Origin of the sequence: Acinetobacter sp. PC34 (genome assembly GCF_051789135.1) — a bacterium.
GTDB lineage: Bacteria > Pseudomonadota > Gammaproteobacteria > Pseudomonadales > Moraxellaceae > Acinetobacter > Acinetobacter johnsonii.
The window spans coordinates 435,404-458,725 of sequence record NZ_CP196664.1; the positions used below are offsets into that span (position 1 = coordinate 435,404).

35 protein-coding genes and 2 pseudogenes are annotated in these 23,322 nt (G+C 43.3%); 36 read left to right on the forward strand and 1 reads right to left on the reverse strand.

The window, feature by feature from the left end:
• Positions 1 to 62 precede the first annotated feature (62 nt).
• From ACSC9N_RS02055 to ACSC9N_RS02205, 31 genes and pseudogenes are all read left to right on the forward strand, one after another.
• Positions 63 to 800, forward strand: a complete 738-nt coding sequence (locus tag ACSC9N_RS02055; protein ID WP_131230662.1) for a type 1 glutamine amidotransferase — start codon at positions 63 to 65, stop codon at positions 798 to 800.
• Between the two features lie 264 nt (positions 801 to 1,064).
• A complete protein-coding gene (gene rpsJ, locus ACSC9N_RS02060; RefSeq protein ID WP_000070912.1) occupies positions 1,065 to 1,376 on the forward strand; it encodes a 30S ribosomal protein S10 in 312 nt (103 codons plus the stop codon).
• Between the two features lie 60 nt (positions 1,377 to 1,436).
• Positions 1,437 to 2,075: a 50S ribosomal protein L3 gene (gene rplC / locus ACSC9N_RS02065; protein ID WP_004691328.1), complete on the forward strand. Its 639-nt coding sequence runs from the start codon at positions 1,437 to 1,439 to the stop codon at positions 2,073 to 2,075.
• A gap of 11 nt (positions 2,076 to 2,086) precedes the next feature.
• A complete protein-coding gene (gene rplD / locus ACSC9N_RS02070; RefSeq protein WP_004691326.1) occupies positions 2,087 to 2,689 on the forward strand; it encodes a 50S ribosomal protein L4 in 603 nt (200 codons plus the stop codon).
• Positions 2,686 to 3,006: a 50S ribosomal protein L23 gene (gene rplW / locus ACSC9N_RS02075; protein ID WP_004691323.1), complete on the forward strand. Its 321-nt coding sequence runs from the start codon at positions 2,686 to 2,688 to the stop codon at positions 3,004 to 3,006. The genes rplD and rplW overlap by 4 nt, the downstream gene beginning before the upstream one ends.
• A gap of 11 nt (positions 3,007 to 3,017) precedes the next feature.
• On the forward strand, positions 3,018 to 3,842 hold the full coding sequence (gene rplB, locus ACSC9N_RS02080) for a 50S ribosomal protein L2 (protein ID WP_004691322.1): 825 nt from the start codon (positions 3,018 to 3,020) through the stop codon (positions 3,840 to 3,842).
• Between the two features lie 19 nt (positions 3,843 to 3,861).
• A complete protein-coding gene (gene rpsS / locus ACSC9N_RS02085; protein WP_004281508.1) occupies positions 3,862 to 4,137 on the forward strand; it encodes a 30S ribosomal protein S19 in 276 nt (91 codons plus the stop codon).
• A gap of 9 nt (positions 4,138 to 4,146) precedes the next feature.
• Positions 4,147 to 4,476 carry a 50S ribosomal protein L22 gene (rplV, locus tag ACSC9N_RS02090; protein WP_004691320.1) on the forward strand — a complete coding sequence of 110 codons (330 nt, stop codon included), beginning with the start codon at positions 4,147 to 4,149 and terminating at the stop codon, positions 4,474 to 4,476.
• A 1-nt stretch (position 4,477) separates the two neighbouring features.
• Positions 4,478 to 5,294: pseudogene (gene rpsC / locus ACSC9N_RS02095) on the forward strand (30S ribosomal protein S3).
• A complete protein-coding gene (rplP, locus tag ACSC9N_RS02100) occupies positions 5,234 to 5,647 on the forward strand; it encodes a 50S ribosomal protein L16 (protein ID WP_004691317.1) in 414 nt (137 codons plus the stop codon). Before rpsC ends, rplP begins: the two are co-directional and overlap by 61 nt.
• A complete protein-coding gene (gene rpmC, locus ACSC9N_RS02105) occupies positions 5,647 to 5,844 on the forward strand; it encodes a 50S ribosomal protein L29 (protein ID WP_004650482.1) in 198 nt (65 codons plus the stop codon). Before rplP ends, rpmC begins: the two co-directional genes overlap by 1 nt.
• Positions 5,841 to 6,098: a 30S ribosomal protein S17 gene (rpsQ, locus tag ACSC9N_RS02110; protein ID WP_004691314.1), complete on the forward strand. Its 258-nt coding sequence runs from the start codon at positions 5,841 to 5,843 to the stop codon at positions 6,096 to 6,098. Before rpmC ends, rpsQ begins: the two co-directional genes overlap by 4 nt.
• 92 nt (positions 6,099 to 6,190) lie before the next feature.
• Positions 6,191 to 6,559, forward strand: a complete 369-nt coding sequence (gene rplN / locus ACSC9N_RS02115) for a 50S ribosomal protein L14 (protein WP_004657680.1) — start codon at positions 6,191 to 6,193, stop codon at positions 6,557 to 6,559.
• A gap of 9 nt (positions 6,560 to 6,568) precedes the next feature.
• Positions 6,569 to 6,886, forward strand: a complete 318-nt coding sequence (rplX, locus tag ACSC9N_RS02120) for a 50S ribosomal protein L24 (protein ID WP_004691313.1) — start codon at positions 6,569 to 6,571, stop codon at positions 6,884 to 6,886.
• A 15-nt stretch (positions 6,887 to 6,901) separates the two neighbouring features.
• Entirely contained in the window at positions 6,902 to 7,438 is a 537-nt protein-coding gene (gene rplE / locus ACSC9N_RS02125) for a 50S ribosomal protein L5 (RefSeq protein ID WP_004691311.1), read from the forward strand.
• A gap of 9 nt (positions 7,439 to 7,447) precedes the next feature.
• Positions 7,448 to 7,753 carry a 30S ribosomal protein S14 gene (gene rpsN / locus ACSC9N_RS02130; protein WP_004691309.1) on the forward strand — a complete coding sequence of 102 codons (306 nt, stop codon included), beginning with the start codon at positions 7,448 to 7,450 and terminating at the stop codon, positions 7,751 to 7,753.
• A 12-nt stretch (positions 7,754 to 7,765) separates the two neighbouring features.
• Positions 7,766 to 8,161, forward strand: a complete 396-nt coding sequence (gene rpsH / locus ACSC9N_RS02135; RefSeq protein ID WP_004691308.1) for a 30S ribosomal protein S8 — start codon at positions 7,766 to 7,768, stop codon at positions 8,159 to 8,161.
• A 13-nt stretch (positions 8,162 to 8,174) separates the two neighbouring features.
• Positions 8,175 to 8,708, forward strand: coding sequence for a 50S ribosomal protein L6 (gene rplF / locus ACSC9N_RS02140; protein WP_004691306.1), 534 nt, complete (start codon positions 8,175 to 8,177; stop codon positions 8,706 to 8,708).
• A gap of 14 nt (positions 8,709 to 8,722) precedes the next feature.
• Entirely contained in the window at positions 8,723 to 9,073 is a 351-nt protein-coding gene (gene rplR / locus ACSC9N_RS02145; protein WP_004650473.1) for a 50S ribosomal protein L18, read from the forward strand.
• A 2-nt stretch (positions 9,074 to 9,075) separates the two neighbouring features.
• Positions 9,076 to 9,573, forward strand: a complete 498-nt coding sequence (gene rpsE / locus ACSC9N_RS02150; protein ID WP_004691304.1) for a 30S ribosomal protein S5 — start codon at positions 9,076 to 9,078, stop codon at positions 9,571 to 9,573.
• Positions 9,574 to 9,579: 6 nt separating this feature from the next.
• Complete coding sequence (rpmD, locus tag ACSC9N_RS02155; protein ID WP_004691302.1) at positions 9,580 to 9,756, forward strand: 50S ribosomal protein L30; 177 nt, start codon at positions 9,580 to 9,582, stop codon at positions 9,754 to 9,756.
• 3 nt (positions 9,757 to 9,759) lie between these two features.
• Entirely contained in the window at positions 9,760 to 10,200 is a 441-nt protein-coding gene (gene rplO / locus ACSC9N_RS02160) for a 50S ribosomal protein L15 (protein WP_004691300.1), read from the forward strand.
• Positions 10,201 to 10,245: 45 nt separating this feature from the next.
• On the forward strand, positions 10,246 to 11,565 hold the full coding sequence (gene secY / locus ACSC9N_RS02165) for a preprotein translocase subunit SecY (RefSeq protein ID WP_171054269.1): 1,320 nt from the start codon (positions 10,246 to 10,248) through the stop codon (positions 11,563 to 11,565).
• A 19-nt stretch (positions 11,566 to 11,584) separates the two neighbouring features.
• Positions 11,585 to 11,701 carry a 50S ribosomal protein L36 gene (gene rpmJ, locus ACSC9N_RS02170; protein ID WP_000867907.1) on the forward strand — a complete coding sequence of 39 codons (117 nt, stop codon included), beginning with the start codon at positions 11,585 to 11,587 and terminating at the stop codon, positions 11,699 to 11,701.
• A 107-nt stretch (positions 11,702 to 11,808) separates the two neighbouring features.
• Entirely contained in the window at positions 11,809 to 12,165 is a 357-nt protein-coding gene (rpsM, locus tag ACSC9N_RS02175; RefSeq protein WP_004691296.1) for a 30S ribosomal protein S13, read from the forward strand.
• A gap of 19 nt (positions 12,166 to 12,184) precedes the next feature.
• Entirely contained in the window at positions 12,185 to 12,571 is a 387-nt protein-coding gene (rpsK, locus tag ACSC9N_RS02180; RefSeq protein ID WP_001040166.1) for a 30S ribosomal protein S11, read from the forward strand.
• A 12-nt stretch (positions 12,572 to 12,583) separates the two neighbouring features.
• On the forward strand, positions 12,584 to 13,210 hold the full coding sequence (gene rpsD / locus ACSC9N_RS02185; protein WP_086213046.1) for a 30S ribosomal protein S4: 627 nt from the start codon (positions 12,584 to 12,586) through the stop codon (positions 13,208 to 13,210).
• 16 nt (positions 13,211 to 13,226) lie between these two features.
• Positions 13,227 to 14,234: a DNA-directed RNA polymerase subunit alpha gene (locus ACSC9N_RS02190; RefSeq protein WP_004691292.1), complete on the forward strand. Its 1,008-nt coding sequence runs from the start codon at positions 13,227 to 13,229 to the stop codon at positions 14,232 to 14,234.
• 18 nt (positions 14,235 to 14,252) lie between these two features.
• Positions 14,253 to 14,618, forward strand: a complete 366-nt coding sequence (gene rplQ, locus ACSC9N_RS02195) for a 50S ribosomal protein L17 (protein ID WP_004691290.1) — start codon at positions 14,253 to 14,255, stop codon at positions 14,616 to 14,618.
• 195 nt (positions 14,619 to 14,813) lie between these two features.
• Entirely contained in the window at positions 14,814 to 16,304 is a 1,491-nt protein-coding gene (locus ACSC9N_RS02200; protein ID WP_159152626.1) for a flavin-containing monooxygenase, read from the forward strand.
• Positions 16,305 to 16,442: 138 nt separating this feature from the next.
• On the forward strand, positions 16,443 to 17,234 hold the full coding sequence (locus tag ACSC9N_RS02205; protein WP_078426171.1) for an alpha/beta fold hydrolase: 792 nt from the start codon (positions 16,443 to 16,445) through the stop codon (positions 17,232 to 17,234).
• Between the two features lie 34 nt (positions 17,235 to 17,268).
• On the opposite strand, the gene ACSC9N_RS02210 is transcribed toward ACSC9N_RS02205, so the two are convergent.
• On the reverse strand, positions 17,269 to 18,441 hold the full coding sequence (locus tag ACSC9N_RS02210) for an acyl-CoA dehydrogenase family protein (protein WP_131230659.1): 1,173 nt from the start codon (positions 18,439 to 18,441) through the stop codon (positions 17,269 to 17,271).
• A gap of 192 nt (positions 18,442 to 18,633) precedes the next feature.
• Between ACSC9N_RS02210 and ACSC9N_RS02215 the strand changes: the two genes are divergently transcribed.
• The 5 genes and pseudogenes from ACSC9N_RS02215 to ACSC9N_RS02235 all read left to right on the forward strand — a co-directional run.
• Positions 18,634 to 18,891, forward strand: coding sequence for a succinate dehydrogenase assembly factor 2 (locus ACSC9N_RS02215; protein WP_004977895.1), 258 nt, complete (start codon positions 18,634 to 18,636; stop codon positions 18,889 to 18,891).
• 5 nt (positions 18,892 to 18,896) lie between these two features.
• Positions 18,897 to 19,283: a protein YgfX gene (locus ACSC9N_RS02220; protein WP_078426173.1), complete on the forward strand. Its 387-nt coding sequence runs from the start codon at positions 18,897 to 18,899 to the stop codon at positions 19,281 to 19,283.
• A 520-nt stretch (positions 19,284 to 19,803) separates the two neighbouring features.
• Positions 19,804 to 20,841, forward strand: coding sequence for a hypothetical protein (locus tag ACSC9N_RS02225; protein ID WP_131230657.1), 1,038 nt, complete (start codon positions 19,804 to 19,806; stop codon positions 20,839 to 20,841).
• 71 nt (positions 20,842 to 20,912) lie between these two features.
• Positions 20,913 to 21,485 carry a rhombosortase gene (gene rrtA / locus ACSC9N_RS02230; protein WP_131230655.1) on the forward strand — a complete coding sequence of 191 codons (573 nt, stop codon included), beginning with the start codon at positions 20,913 to 20,915 and terminating at the stop codon, positions 21,483 to 21,485.
• A gap of 182 nt (positions 21,486 to 21,667) precedes the next feature.
• A pseudogene (locus ACSC9N_RS02235) lies at positions 21,668 to 23,270 on the forward strand (TRAP transporter large permease subunit); the annotation flags it as partial.
• Between the last annotated feature and the right edge of the window lie 52 nt (positions 23,271 to 23,322).

The following is a 23,322-nucleotide window of genomic DNA, read 5'->3' on the forward strand; positions in this document are numbered from 1 at the left end:
ACAAAGTTGGCTTCAATTTTGCTAAATCATCGATAAGGATAGTAAAAAGAAGGCATAAGCGCATGACGTCGCATTTAAAAGTACATTATTTTCAGCATATTGCTGGTGAAGGGTTCGGCAGTTGCTATACGTATTTAAAACAACAGGGTGCAGTAATCAGTGCAACTGAGTTTTTTGCTTTACCTGTGGATCAAGCCTTAGAGATAGAGGCCTTACCGAGTATTGAGGATGTTGACTTACTCATCATTATGGGGGGCACTATGAGTGTGAATGATGAAGTGAATTTTCCATGGTTAAAGATCGAGAAGCGTTGGTTAAGGCGTTACTTGGCCGCAGGAAAACCCGCGATTGGTTTATGCTTGGGTGGGCAATTGATTGCGAATGCTCTCGGTGCTGCGGTCAGTCGCAATGAACAACAGGAGTTGGGTTGGGCGACAGTACGCAAAATCCAGCACGTCCCAACAGAATGCTTTGAATTGCCTGAACAGTTTAATGTGATGCAATGGCATAGCGAGACCTTTGAAATTCCAAAAGGTGCTGTACATTTGGCTGAAAATACAGTCTGTCGCAATCAAATGTACCAAATTGGAAAGAATGTATTGGGTTTTCAATTTCACCCAGAGATCGTGCCAGAAACCTTAGCACTTTTTTTAGAAAATGATGACGAGCTGAATAAGTTTTCGGGGCAATACGTGGCAACTGAAACTGAATTGAAAAAATCGCCAAAATTAAATTTTATTGAGGGAAATCAAATCCTTAATAGCGCAATTGATTATGTGTTGCGGCAAACAGTCTATTGATGATTTTTTAAGCTACTGATAATCCAAACAAATTGAATATATTGTAAAAAATCAAAAATGGATTTGCTTATGCATTAAACAATGGCTATAATGAGCGACCCTTTAATGAAAGGGGGTTAACTGCGAATAAAGTAGTTAACATCGTGACAGTCGTGGCATCGATCATGACCTTAGTGATATTTCACTGCTCTTGACACTTACCTTTTAGTGGGGTGAGATGCGTCAGGAGTGATTCTTTATATATTTGGCTTGGAGTTTACTGGTATGTCTAACCAGAGAATTCGTATCCGTTTGAAGTCTTTTGATCACCGTTTAATTGATCAATCAGCTCAAGAAATCGTAGAAACAGCAAAACGTACTGGCGCACAAGTTTGTGGTCCAATTCCAATGCCTACACGCATTGAACGTTTTAACGTTTTAACATCACCACACGTTAACAAAGATGCGCGTGACCAATACGAGATCCGCACTTATAAACGTTTGATCGACATCGTTCAACCTACAGACAAAACTGTAGATGCATTGATGAAGTTAGATCTTGCAGCTGGTGTTGATGTTCAGATCGCATTGGGTTAAGGCTTTCGGGTTAATTAACGCTCTAAGTTAATTAGGCCGCTTTTTTAGAGGTTTATGCACATGGCTATTGGTTTAGTCGGTCGCAAGTGCGGTATGACACGTATCTTTACAGATGCTGGTGTTTCTGTGCCTGTTACAGTGATTGAGGTTGATCCTAACCGCATCACTCAAATCAAAACGCTTGAAACTGATGGTTATCAAGCGATTCAAATCACTACTGGTGAACGTCGCGAATCTCGCGTAACTAACGCTCAGAAAGGTCACTTCGCGAAAGCGGGTGTTGCTGCTGGTCGTCTAGTTCAAGAATTCCGTGCAACAGAAGCTGATCTTGAAGGTCGTGAAGTTGGTGGAACTATCGGTGTAGACATGTTCACAGTTGGTCAAGTTGTTGACGTAACTGGTCAGTCGAAAGGTAAAGGTTTCCAAGGTGGTGTTAAGCGTTGGAACTTCCGTACGCAAGATGCTACTCACGGTAACTCACTTTCTCACCGTGTTCTGGGTTCTACAGGTCAAAACCAGACTCCTGGTCGCGTATTCAAAGGCAAAAAAATGGCTGGCCATTTAGGTGCTGAACGCGTAACTGTACAGGGTCTAGAAATTGTATCTATCGACGCAGAACGTTCAGTTTTAGTAGTGAAAGGTGCAATTCCTGGCGCTACTGGTGGTGACGTAACTGTTCGTCCTACGATCAAGGCCTGAGGGGAAATAACGTGAATTTAAATACTGTTTCCGGCTCTGCTGTTGAATTATCAGAAGTTGCGTTCGGTCGTGAATTCAATGAAGCTCTTGTACACCAGGTTGTTACAGCTTATTTAGCTGGTGGCCGTCAAGGTTCAAAAGCTCAGAAATCACGTGCAGACGTTTCTGGCGGTGGCAAAAAGCCATTCCGTCAAAAAGGTACTGGTCGCGCTCGTGCTGGTTCTATTCGTAGCCCAATCTGGGTAGGTGGTGGTAAAACTTTTGCTGCTCGCCCACAAGATTGGTCTCAAAAAGTTAACCGCAAAATGTATCGCGGTGCAATGCAATGTATCTTAGCTGAACTTGTTCGCCAAGATCGTCTTGTATTGGTTGAAGAGTTTGCTGTTGCTGCTCCAAAAACTAAAGAGTTGCTTGCAAAACTTAACGACTTGAATGCTACTCGTGCATTGATCGTTACAGAATCTGTAGATGAGAATCTATACCTTGCAGCGCGCAACATTCCACACGTTGATGTGGTTGATGCTGCTGCTATCGATCCTGTTAGCTTGATTGCGTTCGATAAAGTTGTTATGTCTGTAGCTGCTGCTAAGAAAATTGAGGTAGAACTCGGATGAACAACGAACGTATCTATCAAGTCCTACAAGGACCTGTATTCTCAGAAAAAGCACAAGTTTTAGGCGAAACTGCTGGTGTTCAAGTTTTCAAAGTTGCACTTGATGCAAACAAACTTGAAATCAAGAAAGCTGTTGAGCAATTGTTTGGTGTTCAAGTTGTTAAAGTTAACACAACGATCACTAAAGGTAAGACTAAACGCTTTGGTAAAACATTAGGACGTCGTTCTGATGTTAAAAAAGCATACGTCACCCTGAAAGCTGGCCAAGATGTTGAGATGGCTGACTTGGGCGATACCGCTGAAAGCGCAGCGGAATAAGGACGAGAATTATGCCAATTCAAAAATGTAAGCCAACGTCTCCTGGACGTCGCTTTGTAGAGAAAGTCGTTCACGACCATCTTCACAAAGGTGCGCCTTATGCTCCGTTGGTTGAAGCTAAAAAACGTACTGGTGGTCGTAATAACAACGGTCACATCACGACTCGTCACGTTGGTGGCGGTCACAAGCAGCACTACCGTCTAGTTGACTTTAAACGTAACAAAGATGGTATTCCTGCAACTGTAGAGCGTATTGAATACGATCCTAACCGTACAGCACACATTGCACTAGTATTGTATGCTGATGGTGAGCGTCGCTACATCATCGCGCCTAAAGGCCTTCGCGCTGGCGATAAAGTTCAATCTGGTAACGATGCTCCAATTCGTCCAGGTAACTGTTTACCGCTTCGCAACATGCCTATCGGTTCTACTCTTCACAACATCGAACTTAAAATCGGTAAGGGCGCGCAATTAGCTCGTTCAGCTGGTACTTCAGTTCAGTTGTTGGGTCGTGACGGTTCTTACGCTATCGTTCGTTTACGTTCTGGTGAAATGCGTAAAATTCACGTTGAGTGCCGTGCAGTTCTTGGTGAAGTTTCTAACCAAGAAAGCAACCTTCGTTCACTTGGTAAAGCAGGTGCAGCACGCTGGCGTGGCGTTCGTCCTACCGTTCGTGGTATGGCGATGAACCCAGTAGATCACCCGCACGGTGGTGGTGAAGGTCGTAGCAAAGGTATTCAACCTGTAAGCCCATGGGGTCAAAAAGCTAAAGGGTACAAGACACGTACCAATAAGCGTACGACTAAGATGATTATTCGCGACCGTCGCGTTAAGTAACAAGTAAAGGAATCTGACAATGCCTCGTTCTCTGAAAAAAGGCCCATTCGTCGATGCGCACTTGTTCGCTAAGGTTGAAGCGGCTATCGCGGCTAATAACCGTAAGCCGATCAAAACTTGGTCGCGTCGTTCGATGATCCTCCCAGATTTTGTTGGTTTAACAATTTCTGTACATAATGGCCGTAACCATGTTCCAGTGATCGTATCTGAACATATGGTTGGTCACAAACTTGGTGAATTCGCGCCAACTCGTACCTATCGTGGTCACGGTGTTGACAAGAAATCTAAACGTTAAGGTGCTATGATGGAAGTTACTGCTAAATTACGCGGTGCCGCTATCTCGGCACAAAAAACTCGTTTGGTTGCAGACCTAATCCGTGGCAAATCTGTTGCTCACGCGCTTAATATTCTCAACTTCAGCAACAAAAAAGCTGCAGTTTTGGTTAAAAAAGCATTGGAATCTGCAATTGCAAACGCTGAACACAATAACAGTTTAGATGTAGACGACCTTAAGGTTACTACGATTTACGTTGACGAAGGCACTAGCCTTAAACGTATTATGCCACGTGCTAAAGGCCGTGCAGATCGTATTACTAAGCGTACTTGTCACATTACCGTTAAGGTAGGGGTTTGATATGGGTCAGAAGGTTCATCCAATCGGTATCCGCCTTGGTGTTGTAAAACGTCATAACGCCAACTGGTATGCGAGTCCGAAACAATACGCTGAATACTTGCTTAAAGATCTTCAAGTTCGTGAGTTTTTAACTAAAAAACTTAAGAATGCAATGATCAGCAATATTCTTATCGAACGTCCTACGGGCGCTGCTAAAGTAACTATTAGTACTGCACGTCCTGGTATCGTTATCGGTAAAAAAGGCGAAGACATTGAGAAACTACAGCGTGAACTTACTCAAATTATGGGTATTCCAGCGCAAGTAAGTATCAATGAAATCGATCGCCCAGACTTAGACGCTCGTTTAGTTGCTGAAGCTATCGCTTCTCAATTAGAAAAACGTGTAATGTTCCGTCGTGCTATGAAGCGTGCAGTTCAAAACACAATGCGTGCTGGTGCTAAAGGTATCAAAGTTGAAGTATCAGGCCGTTTAGGTGGTGCTGAGATTGCTCGTACTGAGTGGTATCGTGAAGGTCGCGTACCTTTGCATACACTTCGTGCAGACATCGATTATTCAACTATGCGTGCTGAAACGACTTACGGTACGATTGGTGTTAAAGTTTGGATCTTCCGTGGTGAGATCTTGGGTGGCATGAAACAAGTCATGAACCCAGCTCCAGCTGAAGAACGTCCAGCTAAACGCGGTCGTGGTCGTGGTGAAGGTCAAGAGCGTCGTGGTCGTCGCAATGATCGTTCTGCTGAAAAAGGAGAATAATCCATGTTACAACCTAAACGTACTAAATTCCGTAAAGTGCAGAAAGGCCGTAACACTGGTCTAGCTCACCGCGGTAGCTCGGTATCTTTTGGTACAATCGCACTTAAATCTGTTGAGCGTGGTCAAATGACTGCTCGTCAAATTGAAGCAGCGCGTCGTACAATCAGCCGTCGTATTAAACGTGGTGGTAAGATCTTTATCCGTGTTTTCCCAGACAAGCCGATTACTTCTAAGCCTCTTGAAGTGCGTATGGGTAAAGGTAAAGGTTCTGTGGAATACTGGGTTTGTCAAATCAAACCAGGTAAAGTCTTGTACGAAATTGATGGTGTTAACGAAGAATTGGCTCGCGAAGCGTTTACGCTTGCAGCTGCTAAACTTCCGTTTAAAACCACTATCGTGACTCGGACGGTAATGTAATGAAAACTAAAGATCTACGTGAAAAGTCGGTAGAAGAGTTGACAGCTTTGCTTGATGAGCAACAGCTTAACCAATTCCGTCTTCGTATGGCAAAAGCAACTGGTCAATTGGGTAAATCGCACGAAGTTGCACTTACTCGTAAGACAATTGCTCGTATTAAGACACTCCTTACCGAAAAACAGGGGAACGGACAATGAGTGAACAAACAGTTCGCACGTTAACCGGCAAAGTAGTAAGCGACAAAATGGACAAGTCTATTGTTGTACTTATCGAACGCCGCGTTCAACACCCGTTGTATGGCAAATCAATCCGCCGTTCAACTAAATTACATGCTCACGATGAGAACAACACAGCTAAAACTGGCGACGTTGTGACTATCAAAGAAAGCCGCCCAATTTCTAAAACTAAGTCTTGGACTCTAGTTGAAGTTGTTGAAGCTGCTGCTGAGTAATTAGACGTATCTGTTGCATCATCGGTTAATTTCGAGTACTCTTTGAGCCTTTCGAAATTGTGACCGGTGATGCTCGGTTTTGGAGTAGGGCAATGATTCAAACCGAAAGTATGCTAGACGTAGCAGACAATAGTGGTGCTCGCCGCGTACAATGTATTAAAGTACTTGGTGGTTCACACCGTCGTTATGCTTCTGTTGGCGACATTATTAAAGTTACTGTAAAAGAAGCTATTCCACGCGCACGTGTTAAAAAAGGTGACGTGATGAATGCTGTTGTAGTTCGTACAAAATTCGGTATCCGTCGTCCAGACGGTTCAGTGATTCGTTTCGACGATAACGCTGCTGTTATTTTGAACAACAACAAAGCGCCGATTGCAACTCGTATTTTCGGACCAGTGACTCGTGAACTTCGTACTGAACAGTTCATGAAAATTATTTCACTGGCTCCTGAAGTTCTATAAGAGGCAATCATGGCTAAGATTAAAAAAGGCGATCAAGTTATTGTGATCGCAGGTAAAGAAAAAGGCAAACAGGGTACTGTTCTGTCTGTTTCAAATGACCGTGTTATGGTTGAAGGCCTTAACTTGGTTAAGAAGCATCAAAAGCCGAACCGTGCAACAGGTGCTGAAGGCGCTGTAGTTACACAAGAAGCTTCGCTTCATATCTCTAACGTGGCAATTTTTAATGCTACAACCCAAAAGGCTGACCGTGTTGGTTACCAAGTGACTGAAGGCGTGAAAACTCGCGTTTACAAGTCAAATGGTGAATCAGTGGCGGTAGCGAAGTAATAGGTTGAAAAGGCAATGGCCAGACTTAAAACGCGTTACAACGACGAACTTAAGGCTCAATTACAAGAGACTTTAGCCGTTAAAAATGTGATGGATATTCCTCGCATTACTAAAATCACGATCAACATGGGTGTTGGCGCAGCTGCTGCTGACAAAAAACTCCTTGATGGTGCTCTTGCTGATATGCAAGCTATCGCTGGTCAAAAACCAGTTCTTACGTTAGCTCGCAAATCAATCGCTGGTTTCAAAATCCGTGATGGTTGGCCGATTGGTTGTAAAGTTACTTTACGCGGCGAACGTATGTACGAATTCTTAGACCGTCTAATCTCGATTGCGATCCCTCGTATCCGTGACTTCCGTGGTTTCTCTGCGAAATCATTTGACGGTCGCGGCAACTACTCAATGGGTCTTAAGGAACAAATCATGTTCCCTGAAATCGATTTTGATAAGATTGATCGTATTCGTGGTATGGATATTACCATCACTACGACTGCTCGCACCGATGACGAAGGCCGTGCGCTTATGCGTGCATTCGGCTTCCCGTTCAAATAAGAGGTCGATATGGCTAAGAAAAGTATGATTAATCGCGAATTGAAACGCGAAGCTACTGTTGCTAAATACGCTGCAAAACGTGCTGAATTAAAAGCTGTTATTGCAAACGTAAATGCTAGCGACGAAGAGCGTTTCGAAGCGATGATGAAATTCCAAGCATTACCACGTAATGCGTCTCCAGTACGTTTACGTAACCGTTGTGGTTTAACTGGTCGTCCTCATGGTTACTTCCGTAAGTTCGGTTTAAGCCGTAACAAATTACGCGATACAGTAATGCAAGGTGATGTACCGGGCGTTGTTAAGGCAAGCTGGTAAGGAGCGCTATAGATGAGTATGCAAGATACCGTTGCCGACATGTTAACTCGTGTTCGTAACGCGCAAATGGCAAAGAAACAAACCGTTTCTATGCCTAACTCTAAGTTGAAGGTTGCTATTGCAAACGTTCTTCAACAAGAAGGTTACATTTCAAACGTAGAAGTTGCTGATGCTGAAGGCAAAGCAACTCTTACTTTGACTTTAAAGTATTTCGAAGGCAAACCAGTTATCGAAACTGTGAAACGCGTAAGCCGTCCAGGTCTACGTCAGTATCGCGGTAAAGATGCACTTCCGAGCGTTAAGCAAGGTTTAGGTATTGCAATTGTTTCTACAAGCAAAGGCATCATGACTGATCGCGCTGCACGTGCTGCAGGTATCGGTGGTGAAGTTATTGCTTTTGTTTCTTAATAGGTGATTCCTCATGTCTCGTGTGGCTAAAGCCCCAGTAACTGTACCTAACGGTGTAACAGTTACTCAGAACGGCCGGCAGGTCGAAGTGAAAGGTAGCAAAGGTACTTTGTCTTTCACCCTGCATGCGCTGGTCGAGCTTAAACAGGAAGACGGTATTTTAGCGATTGCTCCAAAAGCTGAGTCGAAAGACGCTTGGATGCAAGCTGGTACTGCTCGCGCTGTGCTTAACAACCTTGTAAAAGGTGTGAGCGAAGGCTTCGAACGTAAGTTACAACTTATCGGTGTTGGTTATAAAGCTGCGGTTAAAGGTAACATTGTTAACCTTAACCTTGGTTTCTCTCACCCGATCGACTATACGCTTCCTGAAGGTGTAACTGCTGAAACTCCTACAGCAACTGAAATTGTTCTTAAATCTGCTGATAAAGCACGTTTAGGTCAGGTTGCTGCAGATATCCGTGGTTACCGTCCACCAGAGCCTTATAAAGGTAAAGGTGTTCGTTATTCTGACGAAGTTGTACTTCGTAAAGAAGCTAAGAAGAAATAAGGCGCGAGGTTCTTATGAACGAAAAGAAACAATCCCGTTTGCGTCGTGCGAAAAGCACACGCTTGCACATCCGTGCGTTGGGTGCGACTCGTTTGTGTGTAAACCGCACTCCGCGTCACATCTACGCTCAAGTTATTTCAGCAGATGGTGGCAAAGTTTTAGCGCAAGCTTCAACTTTAGATGCTACTTTACGTGCTGGTACAACTGGTAACGTTGAAGCAGCTACTAAAGTAGGTGCTTTAATCGCAGAACGCGCTAAAGCAGCTGGTGTTACTAAAGTTGCATTTGACCGTTCTGGTTTCAAATATCATGGTCGTATCAAAGCCTTGGCTGATGCTGCTCGTGAAAACGGCTTGGAGTTCTAATCATGGCTAAAGTTGAACAAAACGAAGGTCTTGTTGAAAAGCTGGTTGCCGTTGATCGTGTAGCCAAAGTTGTTAAGGGTGGTCGTATCTTCTCTTTCACAGCATTGACTGTGGTTGGTGATGGTAATGGTCGTGTAGGTTTTGGTCGTGGTAAAGCACGTGAAGTTCCAGCTGCTATTTCTAAAGCACTTGAAGCTGCTCGTCGCAACATGATTACTGTTGACCTTGTTAACGGTACTGTACAGCACCCTATTAACGCGCGTCACGGTGCAAGCCGTGTTTACATGCAGCCTGCTTCTGAAGGTACTGGTGTAATCGCTGGTGGTGCTATGCGTGCAGTTTTAGAAGCTGTAGGCGTACGTAACGTATTAACAAAATGTTATGGTTCTACTAACGCTGCAAACGTAGTAAACGCGACTTTTAACGGTCTGCGTGATATGACTTCTCCTGAGAAGGTTGCTGCGAAACGTGGTCTTACAGTAGAACAAATTCAAGGGTAATCAATCATGAAAACGATTAAAGTTACCCAGACTAAATCTTCTGCGCATCGCTTGAAAAATCACAAGCTTAGCCTACAAGGTTTAGGTCTGCGTCGTATTGGTCATACTGTAGAAGTGCAAGATACGCCTTCTAACCGTGGTATGATCAACCAAGTCTACTATATGGTTAGTGTAGAGGAATAAGCCATGACTCTGCGTTTAAATGAGCTTGCACCTGCTGAAGGTGCAAAACGTGAAAATCGTCGTCTAGGCCGTGGTATCGGTTCTGGCGTTGGTAAGACTGGTGGCCGTGGTGTCAAAGGTCAGAATTCACGTAAGAGCGGTGGTACTCGTCCAGGCTTTGAAGGCGGTCAAACTGCGTTATATCGTCGTTTACCTAAATTCGGTTTCACTAGCCAAATCGCTTTGAAAACTGCTGAAGTACGTTTATCTGAGCTTACTAAAGTGGAAGGCGACATCGTTAGCCTAGAAACTTTAAAAGCTGCAAACGTTGTACGTAAAGATATGTTACGTGCTCGTATCGTACTTTCTGGTGAAATTACTCGTGCATTCACTGTTCAAGGTGTTGCTGTGACTAAAGGCGCTAAAGCTGCTGTTGAAGCTGCTGGCGGTAAAGTCGAGGAGTAATCGCTAGTGTCTATGTCTCCTAGTTCTTCAGGTCATGTCAATATGATGAAAGGCCAGCCATTTCATGTGAAATACCGTGAAATTATTCGCCGCATGATGTTTCTCATCGGTGCATTATTGGTTTTTCGACTAGGAGCACATATTCCAGTACCAGGCATTAATAATGCCGCACTTGAAAATCTTTTTAATGCAAACCAAGGCACGATCCTTGGTTTGTTTAACATGTTTTCAGGTGGTGCATTAGAGCGTATGTCCATTCTTGCTCTTGGGATTATGCCGTACATTTCTGCATCGATTATCGTGCAGTTAATGTCTACAGTTATTCCTTCGCTGGAAGCTTTAAAGAAAGAAGGCGAACAAGGCAAGCGTAAGATTAATCAATATACGCGACAGGGTACATTGTTCCTTGCACTCGTGCAGGCAATTGGGATGTGTGCTGGTCTGATCAGTCAAGGGATTACCTTAACTGCAGGTCTGGCTTTCTACGTACCAGCTGTAACCTCTTTGGTTGCAGGTACAATGTTCTTGATGTGGTTAGGTGAGCAAATTACCGAACGTGGGGTGGGTAATGGTATTTCCATGATCATCTTCGCCGGTATTGTTGCAGGTTTGCCGAATTTAATTCTGCAATCAATATCATCAGTAGATAATGGTCAAACCAGTCTAATCGGCTTGGTAATTTTTGGCGTGTTGTCACTGGCTGTATTAGCTGCAATTGTGTTTATTGAGAAGGCGCAACGTCGTATTCCAGTAAACTATGCTCAAAAACAACAAGGACGTCGTGTATTTACTGCACAACAGTCGCATTTGCCATTAAAAATTAATATGGCGGGTGTGATCCCAGCGATTTTCGCAAGTTCATTGCTTTTGTTCCCTGCGAGCTTAGGGCAATGGGTGGGTAGTGCAGATCCGAATGCGGGTATTATCAAACGTAGTTTGCAAGATTTGGCATTAGTGCTTTCGCCTGGTCAGCCGTTGTATTTGGTGCTCTTTGGTGCGTTAATTATCTTTTTCTGTTACTTTTATACAGCGCTTGTATTTAGCCCGAAAGAAGTATCGGAAAACTTGAAACGCAGCGGGGCTTATGTACCTGGTATTCGTCCAGGTGAGCAAACTGCTCGTTACTTAGATCATATTCTTAACCGTTTGACATTTATTGGCGCGATTTATATCACCATCATTTGCTTAATGCCGATGATTTTACAAAGCTCATTTGGTATTCCATTCTCTTTAGGTGGGACATCTTTGCTTATTGTTGTGGTGGTAGTGATGGACTTTATGGCTCAGCTGCAAGCACATCTCACCTCGCATCAGTACGATAATCAAACGTTAATGAGAAAAACGACTGCTCATCCTAAGGGATAAGCGCACTTGAGGTTTCATCATGAAAGTACAAGCTTCTGTAAAGAAAATTTGTGGTAGCTGTAAAGTTATCCGTCGTAATGGGGTTATTCGCGTAATTTGTAGCGCAGAACCTCGTCATAAGCAGCGTCAAGGTTAATCTGATCAAGACCTGTTGATTTCAGTAGGCTAATTAGGTTATTATCCGCCCCTCAAGATTTTTGTGGGGCGGTTGATTGTCTTAACTGCCTTTTTGGAGAAAATTGAATGGCTCGTATTGCCGGTGTAAACATTCCGGATAACAAGCATGCTGTTATCTCTCTAACGTACATCTTTGGTGTAGGTCGCCACACTGCTAAGAATATCTTGGCTGCTGTTGGTATCGCGCCGACTACAAAGATCCGTGAATTAGATGACGCTCAGCTTGATGCGATTCGTGCAGAAGTTGCTAAGGTTCCAACCGAAGGTGATTTACGTCGCGAAATTTCCATGAACATTAAACGTTTAATGGATTTAGGCTGCTACCGCGGTCTTCGTCATCGTCGCAGCTTGCCTGTCCGTGGACAACGCACCAAAACTAACGCACGTACCCGTAAAGGTCCGCGCAAACCTATTAAGAAATAAGATTTCTGGAAGCTAAAAGATGGCTAAAGATACTCGCACACGCAAGAAGGTCACTCGTACCGTCTCTGAAGGTGTTGCACACATTCACGCTTCTTTTAATAACACCATTGTGACTATTACCGATCGTCAAGGTAATGCACTGGCTTGGGCTACCTCTGGTGGACAAGGCTTCCGTGGATCACGTAAATCAACTCCGTTTGCTGCTCAGGTAGCTGCTGAAGTTGCTGGTAAAGCTGCTTTAGACTACGGTTTGAAAAACTTGGACGTCCTTGTAAAAGGTCCTGGTCCTGGTCGTGAATCTGCGGTTCGTGCTTTAGGTGCAGTGGGTTATAAAATTAACAGCATTACCGATGTGACGCCAATCCCGCACAACGGTTGCCGTCCACCTAAAAAACGTCGCGTGTAAGGAGAAACATTCATGGCTCGTTATATTGGTCCAAAATGCAAACTCTCTCGCCGCGAAGGGACAGACCTGCAATTAAAATCTGGCGTTAAACCATTTGACGTCAAAACTAAAAAAGCTGCTAAAGCTCCTGGCCAACATGGCGGAGCGCGTGGTGGCAAACAATCTGAGTACTCACTACAATTACGTGAAAAACAAAAAGTACGTCGTATGTACGGTGTTTTAGAGCGTCAATTTAGTAATTACTATAAAGAAGCTGCTCGTGTGAAAGGCGCAACTGGTGAAAACTTGTTGAAACTGCTTGAAAGCCGTCTTGATAACGTCGTTTATCGCATGGGTTTTGGTTCTACACGTGCAGAAGCTCGTCAGCTTGTATCTCACCGCTCGATCACTTTGAATGGCCGTCGTGTTAACATCGCGTCTATCCAAGTTAAAGCTGGTGATGTAATTGCTGTGCATGAAGGTGCTAAACAACAATTGCGTATCAAAAACGCAATTGAATTAGCTGCACAACGTGGTATTCCTTCTTGGATGGAAATTGACCATTCTAAGTTGGAAGGTACGTTTAAAGCTGCACCAGATCGTTCAGATTTACCTGCTGAAATCAACGAAAGCTTGATTGTAGAATTGTATTCTAAATAATCCTTGAGGTAGCAATATGACGCGTACTGCAAATGAGTTTCTAACTCCGCAAGCGATCAAGGTCGAAGCGGTTAGCGGGACCTCGGCAAAAGTTATTCTAGAACCCTTAGAGCGTGGCTTTGGTCATACTCTGGGCAATGCTTTACGTCGCATCCTTCTTTCTTCTTTGCCTGGCGCTGCTGTGGTTGAAGTTGAGATTGAAGGTGTCGAGCACGAGTACAGTACTTTGGAAGGCTTGCAGCAGGACATCGTCGAGCTCTTGCTGAACCTAAAAGGATTGTCTATTAAGCTGTTCGATCAAAATGAAGCTTATTTGACATTAGAGAAACAAGGTCCTGGCGACGTAACTGCCGCTGACCTTCGTTTACCTCATAATGTTGAAGTGGTTAACCCTGAACATTTGATCGGTACTTTAAGTGCTTCAGGCTCATTAAAAATGCGCTTGAAAGTTTCTCAAGGTCGTGGTTATGAAACTTCTGACTCGCGTTTCCCAGAAGGCGAAACTCGCCCTGTAGGTCGCTTACAGTTAGATGCTTCTTATAGCCCAATCAAACGTGTGTCTTACACAGTGGAAAACGCTCGTGTAGAACAACGTACAGACCTTGATAAATTGGTCATTGATCTTGAGACCAACGGTACAGTTGATCCTGAAGAAGCGATCCGCAAAGCGGCAACAATCTTGCAACAACAAATTGCAATTTTTGTTGACCTTCAGAAAGATCAAGCTCCTGTTGCTCAAGAACCTCGTGAAGAAGTTGATCCGATTTTGCTTCGTCCAGTAGATGATCTAGAGCTTACTGTTCGTTCTGCTAACTGTTTGAAAGCAGAAAACATTTACTACATTGGTGATCTTGTACAGCGCACTGAGGTTGAGTTACTCAAAACTCCTAACCTTGGTAAAAAATCGCTTACTGAGATCAAAGATGTTCTGGCTTCAAAAGGCTTACAACTCGGCATGCGTTTAGAGAACTGGCCACCAGCTAGTCTCCGTATGGACGATCGTTTCGCCTATCGTAGCCGTTAATTAAGTAGGACTATCACCATGCGTCATCGTAATAGTGGTGTGAAATTAGGCCGTACAAGCAGCCATCGTAAAGCGATGTTTCAAAACATGGCTAACTCTTTGTTTGAGCACGAGTTGATCAAAACAACTGTGCCTAAAGCAAAAGAGTTACGTCGTGTAGCTGAGCCTTTAATCACTTTAGCTAAAAACGATACTGTTGCAAACCGTCGCTTAGCGTTTGCTCGTACTCGTTCAGCAGCAACTGTTGGTAAATTATTTACCGTTCTTGGCCCTCGTTACAAAGAACGTAACGGCGGTTATCTACGTGTTCTTAAAGCGGGCTTCCGTGCAGGTGATGCTGCGCCGATGGCTTACGTTGAACTAGTAGATCGCGAAGTTAAATAATTTCGTAGAACTATTCAGTTGTTCTTAGAAAAAGACCAGTGTTTCACTGGTCTTTTTTTATGGGTTTTTGTTCGACAATCTTTGTATTTTGGCCTGTAGTGACATATTTTACGAAAGATCTGCTTAAACTTGACATTGTGTATTGTCAGTTTTATGGTTTAATAAGAACAGAATATAAGACAGGATAAAAACAACATGGATAAGCACGTCGATCTGCTCATTGTAGGTGCTGGTATTTCAGGCATTGGTCTTGCGGCACATTTAACCAAGCATTGTCCACAACGTTCGTTTGAAATTATTGAACGTCGTGACAGCTTTGGTGGAACATGGGATTTGTTTAAATACCCAGGTATTCGTTCTGATTCAGATATGTCGACCTTTGGTTTTAATTTTAAACCGTGGCAACAAGCCAGCGTTTTGGCAGATGGTTCTTCGATTAAGGGCTATTTGGCGGAAGTCATTGATGAACAGAAACTCAAAGAAAAAATTCATTTTAAGCATCGCGTACTCAGCGCCAATTATGATTCTGCTCAGAAAAAGTGGCAGGTAGTGATTGAGAATGCAAAAGGCAAAAAAGAAAACTGGATTGCAAATTTTGTGTTTGGTTGTACCGGCTATTATAACTACGACCAAGGTTACCAACCTGATTTTCCAAATAAAGAAGTATTTAAAGGCGAGTTTGTAAATCCACAGTTTTGGCCTGAAAAATTAGATTATACAGGTAAAAAAGTCGTCATTATTGGGAGTGGAGCGACAGCGATTACACTGGTGCCTGCGATGGCCAAAGGTGGGGCGGCGCATGTCACTATGCTACAACGCTCTCCAACTTATATTGCTTCGGTGCCATCGATCGATTTTGTGTATGACAAAATGCGTAAAGTGTTGCCTGAAGATGTGGCTTATAAAGTGACTCGGGCACGTAATATTGGGATGCAACGTGGGATTTATGCACTTGCGCAGAAGCAACCGAAATTGCTACGCCGACTGCTGCTCCAGTCGATTAAGATGCAGCTCAAAGGTAAAGTGGATATGAAACACTTCACCCCAGAATATAATCCTTGGGATCAACGTTTATGTGTGGTGCCAGACGGTGATTTATTTAAAATTCTTCGTTCAGGCCAAGCCAGTGTTGAAACAGATCAGATTGAACGCTTTACTGAAACGGGCCTTCAATTAAAGTCTGGCCAGCATTTAGAGGCAGATATTGTCGTCTCAGCTACAGGTCTAGAAATTCAAATCTTGGGTGGTATACAAGCAACTATTGATGGCAAACCGTTAGATACCTCTAAACATATGTTGTATCAGGGCGTGATGGTGAGTGATGTACCGAATATGGCGATGATTATTGGCTATATTAATGCGTCATGGACTTTGAAAGTGGATATTGCAGCTGAATATATTTGCCGCTTACTCAACTATATGGATCAAAAGCAGTGGGCTGAAGTGATCCCGCAAGGGGATGCCACAGAGCTGATGGACGATACGGTCATGGGTAGTTTGAGTTCGGGTTATATTGCACGTGCTGCTAATGTAATGCCAAAACAGGGTAAACATGCACCATGGAAAGTCAGCAATAATTATCTTGCGGATCGTAAGACATTGAAAAGTGCTTCTTTTGAGGATGGAGTACTGAAATTTGCTAAACGTGATGCAGCATTGAACCAGAAACCTAAACTAGTTTCTTAAGCTGAGTAGTGGATTTAAAAGGAGCGTAATGCTCCTTTTTTTAAGGAAATGACTTTAGGGGGTTATGTTTTTACTTTCTTAAACTGTTGGAGTGTTGGATGATTTTAAAAACTTAAAAGATAATGAATAGGGAATATTTTGAATATCTTAGAACAAAGTTACCAAGTCCCATTTGCATCAAATATGATTCATGCCAAAAAATGGCACACTGATGTAGTAGATCATGCATTAGCTCCAATTATTTTAATGCACGATTCATTAGGTTGTGTGGCTTTGTGGCGGGATTTTCCTGCTCAACTGGCACAAGCGACCGCGCGGGTGGTTTATGCCTATGATCGTTTAGGTTTTGGTTTATCCGATCCGAGTACGCAGCCCTTGGCACATAGTTTTGTCATCACTGAAGCAGAACAAACCTTTAAAGCTGTATTGGATTATTTTTCGATACAGAACTTTATCATCCTAGGGCATAGCGTGGGCGGGGGGATGTCTGTTGCGATTGCTGCGGCGTATCCAGAGCGTTGCCAAGGATTAATTTCAATCTCTGCACAGTATGCGGTTGAAGCACTGACACTAAAGGGGATAAGTGAAGCGAAAGTTGGCTTTCAACAAGCGGGACAAATGGAACGTTTGGAGAAATATCACCCTGAAAAGGCGCAGTGGGTACTTGATGCATGGACTGAAACATGGCTATCGCCCATTTTTCAAGATTGGAATTTGGCCAGAGTGATTGATGGTGTGTGTTGTCCAACGTTGGTTATTCATGGTGAACTGGATGAATATGGCAGTACGGCACAACCTCAGCAGATTTTTGAAGGGGTGTCTGGACAGGCTGAACTGCATATTTTAGAAGGTCTACATCATATGCCACATAAAGAGCAGCCAGAGTTGGTGGTTGCTTTGATTGCGGAGTTTCACCAAGCACATTGTTAAAACTAAAAGCCCATCCAAAGATGGGCTATTTGAGTTAAAGAGAACGCGAAATGAGCTCTTTCATAATTTCATTGGTTCCTGCATAAATGCGATTGGCACGATTATCTAGATAAGCTCGTGCAATCGGGTATTCCAGCATATAGCCATAACCGCCATGCAGTTGTAGGCATTCATCGACAACTTTAGAAAACATCTCGGAAATTTTATATTTAGCTGCTGCAGCGGCATCAATGCCGAGACTCTCTTCCAGTTGCAATTGCATACAACGGTCGAGGTAAGCACGGCAAAAATCGATTTCTGTACGTAACTCTGCCAGTTTAAAACGGGTATTTTGAAAGCTTGAAACTGTTTTTCCAAAAGCTTTACGCGCTTTGGTATATTGGACTGTATGTGCTAGCGCTGCTTCAGCCCCTGCTTGGCAAATAATTGCCACTAACATGCGCTCCCATGCCAGTTCTTTCATCAGCATCATAAAGCCCATGCCTTCCATACCAAGCAAGTTTTCTTTAGGCACACGCACATGATCAAAAAACAATTCGCAGGTGTCTTGTCCTTTCATTCCAATTTTATTGAGCGGCTTTCCTTTACTGAAACCTACACGATCAGCTTCAACGATGATTAATGAGAGATTGGCTGAACCTTTTTCGTTATTGCCTGTCTTACAAACCACAATTGCCATATCGCAGAGATAGCCGTTGGTAATGAAGATTTTGGAGCCATTGATAATGTAGTCATCACCGTCTAAAACAGCCGTTGTTCGTACCGCTTGTAAGTCTGAGCCTGTGCCAGGTTCAGTCATCGCAATGGCTGTGACAGTTTCACCCGAAGCCATCCGCGTTAACCAATAGTGTTTTTGTGCTTCACTGCCAAAGTTATTGATATAATTGGCGACAATGTCGGAGTGTAGTGAAAACCCTGTCGAGGAATCCATGGCATAGGCTTGCTCCTCAATCAAAATCATACTGTACAAGCGGTCTACACCCGAGCCACCATAAGCCTCAGGCATAGTGGCACACAGTAGTCCCATGGCGCCTGCTTTATTCCATAGTTCACGATCGACATGTTGTTGTTGTTCATATTTTTCAATATTCGGAACGACTTCTTTGGCGTAAAATTTTCGAACAGTTTCTCGAAATGCCTCATGTTCAGCATTAAATAAGTTGCGCGGCAGCATATTGTTTAACGGGCGAATTGCGCCTGATTGCATGGAAGCTCATCCTGATGTTGTTATTTTGCTAAGAGAGTAGTGAAAAGTAGGACATGCGACAATGGACTGAATGCTCAAATCTATTTGATTTTTTGATGAGTTTTGCCAGTTGTTAAAATTGCGATATTTAACTAGTGGCGAGGGCGGTGTGATCGGTTAAACTAAGCCGTTTCAATTAATTTGGGGAATGTAATGACTGAAGAAATGAGCTTGGAAGAACGTAAAGTAATCTACCGTGCACGTCGTGGTTTAAAAGAAATTGATGTGTATTTTGACCCTTATGTGAAAAATTATTATCTTCAGGCAGATCCTGCGGAAAAGGCCATGTTTGCGGCCTTGGTTGAACAAGAAGATCCAGATTTGTTGGATTGGTTTATGGAAGTCTCTGAGCCGCCCCGCCCTGAAATGAAAACCTTGATTCAAAAATTAAAGCATTATGTACACGGATAAGTGCAATGGAACATCGTCATTTTCAACTTAAACCCAGCCGTCTGGCTTATGTGTTTCAGTTGTCGATTTATGCCGTTCTGATGCTGGTCTTGTATCAGCTACTTCCTTTAGGAGTGTGGCTGATTGCTTTGGTTGCAGGCTTTGTGCTGTATTTGTTTTTTCTACGTGGGCCGCAACATTTTCAGCTTCAGCATTTAGATGGCCGTGATTGGTCTTTGTCACTTCAGAAACAAACCAATGTGCAACGAGTGCAAATCAGCCATATTGTGGATCATCGTGCTTATATTGTGATTTATTTTCAACACTTTAGAGCAAAACCGATGTTGGTTTGGTGTGATCAGTTACCCATCACGCAATGGAAAGCCCTGAAAATACTCACTAAAATGCAATAATTGTTGGACAATTTTAATTCGTAATATCCATCTAAGCTATTGAAAAATAATAAATATAACCATATCTCATTTTCTGTTGTCTGACATATCTGAAGAAACTGATGTGCTTTTTTGGATTGTCAGACAACTTTCCTACAGTTTTTTGATCTTAAAATGTACATTCAAATCACCAACAGCAAACAAGGAAAATCGTATGATGATCCCAACTTGGATGTTTCTAGTGGTAGCAATTGTGTTAGCGATTGTTATAGGACGATTAGGAACTGTGCTGAAGGAACGATTTGCACCAAACAAAGCCTAGCTAGGCTTCCCAGTTGATAAGTAGCATGTGCCGAACCGTCGCTATGCTACTTTTTTTTGCCTAAAAAAAAGTTGAGGCGTCATTTTAGTCAATTTTCCGCTTTTTATTTCATGGCAGAGTAGTGGTCTGATTTAGAGTAAATACTCTTTTCTTCGGAAAATGCTTCTGCTATGTTTGTCAGCATGGACACATACAATTATACAAATAGAGGACAGGAAAATGTCGCAAGTCCAAAAAATAGGCCAGGGTGTGGCTGTTGTAGCGCTTACGAGTTTATTATTTTCGGGTTGTTCACAAGTGGTTAAAACAGGTGCCAATGTTGCGCTTGGGTTTAGTGAAAAACATATAGTACCGCCTATTTTAGCCATGGAAGACGCTGAGATGGTGTGTAACTCAGGCAATGCTTTGACTCCAGCGATTATGTCGACCAAAGACATGGGGGCAGATCCAACCCGTGTGGCGGTTCTACTTTATTCAGCATCGGGTATTTGTGCGGAAAATCAGGCACTTGAGGCTGAGTTACGTTATTTGCGTGCCTCGAAAGCAGGCAATGTCTCTGAAGCACAGGATGCTCGAATTGAACAAAAGCGTTGGGCGGCGACTGCAGCACAACGCCAATATACTGGTTATCAACTTTTTCAAAACCGCTGGGAAAAGAAATATAAGAAACCATTGGGTGAAGGCTGTCCAAAAATGAACAGCGATTTGGATCAAACTGTGTATCTGCTGGGAATGTTGAGTGGGCTACAAGCCATGACCAATGATATTAACTCTGGTGGCGCAGTCAATGTTCCTAAAGACATTGCCGCTATTGTTGAACGTGGGATGGTATGTCTAGACAATGAAAAGTTTTGGGGTGCGCCGAATGCAACACGTGCGGTGATTTGGACCTTATTGCCAGGTGCGGGTGAAGGTAAACCTGATCCATATCAGACCTTGAAACAATCGATGCAAATTGGGGAGCAAAAAGGGGTTCGTTTATCTCATGCAATGTATGCTATAGCGGCTCAAGCCAGTGGTGACGATGCCAAGATTCGTGATGCATTGAAAAGTTATGCGGCTTCTTATAGTGATGAAAAACAGAGCAATCCACAATTTAAACTGATTGATAGTATGGCCTCGAGTATGGTTCAAGGGATTTCGGATCGTTATTGGACTGAACATACTGGGACACGAACTGGGGATGGTGGTATGGCGCATTTCTGGGATGAAAAAGAAGACCGTTCTGAGCTAGATGAGTTGTTTAGTGAAAGTTAACCAATTTTAAACTGAGCCGAAGCGCAGAAAAAATAACAATAAATAAATGAGCAACACGATAAGGACATGTGATGCATGATCAATTTCTGAATCGAAAAATCATTTTGATTGCGTTTGTCGTGTCGATCTCGGCATGCCTACAGATTTTTAAAGATCAATTTATTTATTGGCGAGTGGATATTTTTCCTGAAATTTGGCGCTTGTGGACCGCGCACTGGGTGCATGTGGGATGGATTCATTTTGCACTCAATATGCTGGCTTTTATGTGTTTGCCTTTTATTTTTCCACGCACCCGTGTCTGGCATTTTGTGGCGTTATTGCTGATTTTACCGCCGCTGATTAGTCTGAGTTTTTATTATTTTCTGGCGGATATTGAAGCCTATGCAGGGCTGTCTGGTGTGCTGCATGGAATGTTCACTGCCATAGCCATTGTCCATTTGCTATACCGTAAAGAACGGATGTTTGCGAGTTTGGTGTTGTTTCTCATTTTAGGCAAACTGATTTGGGAAAATACCTTTGGTGGGAGTACTACGGCCGAACTGATCGGGAGTCCAGTTTTGGTCGAAGCACATTTATTGGGCGTGATCTGGGGAATTGTGATTGCAGCTTTGTATATAATCGGGGTGAATCTATTTGATGAATAGAGGATTGACCTAAATTCTAAAAAGAAAATCCAGATTGTCATATTCAAAAATATAAATTTGATGCAAAGATAAACAAAACAAAAATCTAAAGGCAGAGAGAAAGGACAAGCTCGAGCCGACTAAAATGACTGGTTCTACAGTGTATTGCGCTGGACAGAACGGTAATAAAAATAGGAAACAACATGCAAAATCATGGACAGCGCAGATCAGGACTCGATCTGCTGAAGTATATATGGACCGAGTGGATTTCTACTTTTGTCATTCTGATTTTACTGTTACTTACGCTGTTAATTGGTACAGGTGAAATGATTCATGGCCAATTACTGCGTATGGGTGAGCGCTTATATGGCGATCCAGCCACGGGTATGCAGTACTCTTTTTTAAGGGCAGAGCCTGCCAAACCAGAGTGTAATCGTCAGCCGAATGTGGATGCTTTGGTGAAAACCCAAATGCAAACCAACGCCGCAGATGAGTTCGCAGACTTTTTTGGTACGGCTTCGGAAGCGGATGTGCGTGCGTCCATCTTGGCGGGTGTGCAGCAGTGTGAAGAAAAGTATCAGTTTTATGATAAAGCCATGCAACATATGGAGGCACATCCAAGTATCCGTGCCTATCGTAATTTTGAAACCACCTTTTTCGGTATTTTTAAATTCGGAACAGAAAATCGCGCCATTCTATTAATTTTTATGGTGGTCTTAGCTGCGATTAGTGCCACCTTAAAAATCCATCATATTGGTTTGCGTGGCCCTGCGACTAAGCTAGATTATCGGGTTTATAGCCTCCTGATGACATTCGGTAATGGTCTATTAGCTTACTCGAGCATTAGTCAATTTAACTCAGTCAAAGACTCAGGTGTGCCGATGAATGGCGAAACCCAGCTGATTTATTGGCTGTGGATGGTTCTATTTGGCGTACTGACATTGATAAGTGTTTGGCAGCTGTTTAGCCCACCGAAAGATGCTAAAGCTGGTGGACGTCTTGGCTTTGCTTTCCTGAGTGTGCCTCTGTATGCCTACATGGCGGTGATTACCGGCGTAGCATTTATCTTCTTCATGGACTACCCAATGGGCCAAGGGATTTACTTGGGACAGCTGGTTGAATTCTCCAGTATTTTCCTGAATTTAGCCCTATTTATTTGGGCGGGTATGTTGTTGAAACAAACCCGTGTCGTGGATCTGTTCTTAAATATTTTGCGTCCATGGAATTTGGCGCCTGAAACTTTAACTTGGTTGATTTTAATCGCTGCGGCTTTACCGACCGCATATACGGGTGCATCAGGGATCTTTGTGATTGCAGCAGGGGCGATTATTTATAAAGAAGTCTGGAATGCAGGTGGACGTCGTCAGTTTGCTTTGGCTGCAACGGCAATGTCAGGTTCGCTGGGTGTAGTTTTGCGTCCATGCTTATTGATTGTAGTAGTGGCATCCTTAAATAAAGAAGTCACGACGGATCTGCTTTATCAATATGGTGTTTATACTTTCCTACTGACATCAACACTGTTTTTAGTGGTTTCACTCTTCTTTGCAGAGAGTAAATTCCGCATCGCGGCACCGAGTTTGGCCGCACCGAAATCAGGGCGTGCTTTCTTAGCAGTTGTGCCTTATATCGTGATTTTTGTCCTCACGTGGATGTTCTATAAATTCTTATTAGACACTGACCTAAATGAATTTACTGCACCCGTGATGATGCCTGTGATTTTATTGATGATCGTGTTGTTTGATAAATTACGTCATCAGCCTGCGCCTTTGCCTGCTGTGGGGCATTGGGATGAGACACTCAGCGCAAATTATAGCTCGGGTGGTGAACCTGCATTGGCTGGGGCTCAAGTTGCCCATGC

Coding starts and splice junctions, on each gene's coding strand:
- ACSC9N_RS02055 (WP_131230662.1), top strand. CDS start 63: ATGACGTCGCATTTAAAAGTACATTATTTTCAGCATATTGCTGGTGAA.
- rpsJ (WP_000070912.1), top strand. CDS start 1,065: ATGTCTAACCAGAGAATTCGTATCCGTTTGAAGTCTTTTGATCACCGT.
- rplC (WP_004691328.1), top strand. CDS start 1,437: ATGGCTATTGGTTTAGTCGGTCGCAAGTGCGGTATGACACGTATCTTT.
- rplW (WP_004691323.1), top strand. CDS start 2,686: ATGAACAACGAACGTATCTATCAAGTCCTACAAGGACCTGTATTCTCA.
- rplB (WP_004691322.1), top strand. CDS start 3,018: ATGCCAATTCAAAAATGTAAGCCAACGTCTCCTGGACGTCGCTTTGTA.
- rpsS (WP_004281508.1), top strand. CDS start 3,862: ATGCCTCGTTCTCTGAAAAAAGGCCCATTCGTCGATGCGCACTTGTTC.
- rplV (WP_004691320.1), top strand. CDS start 4,147: ATGGAAGTTACTGCTAAATTACGCGGTGCCGCTATCTCGGCACAAAAA.
- rplP (WP_004691317.1), top strand. CDS start 5,234: ATGTTACAACCTAAACGTACTAAATTCCGTAAAGTGCAGAAAGGCCGT.
- rpmC (WP_004650482.1), top strand. CDS start 5,647: ATGAAAACTAAAGATCTACGTGAAAAGTCGGTAGAAGAGTTGACAGCT.
- rpsQ (WP_004691314.1), top strand. CDS start 5,841: ATGAGTGAACAAACAGTTCGCACGTTAACCGGCAAAGTAGTAAGCGAC.
- rplN (WP_004657680.1), top strand. CDS start 6,191: ATGATTCAAACCGAAAGTATGCTAGACGTAGCAGACAATAGTGGTGCT.
- rplX (WP_004691313.1), top strand. CDS start 6,569: ATGGCTAAGATTAAAAAAGGCGATCAAGTTATTGTGATCGCAGGTAAA.
- rplE (WP_004691311.1), top strand. CDS start 6,902: ATGGCCAGACTTAAAACGCGTTACAACGACGAACTTAAGGCTCAATTA.
- rpsN (WP_004691309.1), top strand. CDS start 7,448: ATGGCTAAGAAAAGTATGATTAATCGCGAATTGAAACGCGAAGCTACT.
- rpsH (WP_004691308.1), top strand. CDS start 7,766: ATGAGTATGCAAGATACCGTTGCCGACATGTTAACTCGTGTTCGTAAC.
- rplF (WP_004691306.1), top strand. CDS start 8,175: ATGTCTCGTGTGGCTAAAGCCCCAGTAACTGTACCTAACGGTGTAACA.
- rplR (WP_004650473.1), top strand. CDS start 8,723: ATGAACGAAAAGAAACAATCCCGTTTGCGTCGTGCGAAAAGCACACGC.
- rpsE (WP_004691304.1), top strand. CDS start 9,076: ATGGCTAAAGTTGAACAAAACGAAGGTCTTGTTGAAAAGCTGGTTGCC.
- rpmD (WP_004691302.1), top strand. CDS start 9,580: ATGAAAACGATTAAAGTTACCCAGACTAAATCTTCTGCGCATCGCTTG.
- rplO (WP_004691300.1), top strand. CDS start 9,760: ATGACTCTGCGTTTAAATGAGCTTGCACCTGCTGAAGGTGCAAAACGT.
- secY (WP_171054269.1), top strand. CDS start 10,246: ATGAAAGGCCAGCCATTTCATGTGAAATACCGTGAAATTATTCGCCGC.
- rpmJ (WP_000867907.1), top strand. CDS start 11,585: ATGAAAGTACAAGCTTCTGTAAAGAAAATTTGTGGTAGCTGTAAAGTT.
- rpsM (WP_004691296.1), top strand. CDS start 11,809: ATGGCTCGTATTGCCGGTGTAAACATTCCGGATAACAAGCATGCTGTT.
- rpsK (WP_001040166.1), top strand. CDS start 12,185: ATGGCTAAAGATACTCGCACACGCAAGAAGGTCACTCGTACCGTCTCT.
- rpsD (WP_086213046.1), top strand. CDS start 12,584: ATGGCTCGTTATATTGGTCCAAAATGCAAACTCTCTCGCCGCGAAGGG.
- ACSC9N_RS02190 (WP_004691292.1), top strand. CDS start 13,227: ATGACGCGTACTGCAAATGAGTTTCTAACTCCGCAAGCGATCAAGGTC.
- rplQ (WP_004691290.1), top strand. CDS start 14,253: ATGCGTCATCGTAATAGTGGTGTGAAATTAGGCCGTACAAGCAGCCAT.
- ACSC9N_RS02200 (WP_159152626.1), top strand. CDS start 14,814: ATGGATAAGCACGTCGATCTGCTCATTGTAGGTGCTGGTATTTCAGGC.
- ACSC9N_RS02210 (WP_131230659.1), bottom strand. CDS start 18,441: ATGCAATCAGGCGCAATTCGCCCGTTAAACAATATGCTGCCGCGCAAC.
- ACSC9N_RS02215 (WP_004977895.1), top strand. CDS start 18,634: ATGACTGAAGAAATGAGCTTGGAAGAACGTAAAGTAATCTACCGTGCA.
- ACSC9N_RS02220 (WP_078426173.1), top strand. CDS start 18,897: ATGGAACATCGTCATTTTCAACTTAAACCCAGCCGTCTGGCTTATGTG.
- ACSC9N_RS02225 (WP_131230657.1), top strand. CDS start 19,804: ATGTCGCAAGTCCAAAAAATAGGCCAGGGTGTGGCTGTTGTAGCGCTT.
- rrtA (WP_131230655.1), top strand. CDS start 20,913: ATGCATGATCAATTTCTGAATCGAAAAATCATTTTGATTGCGTTTGTC.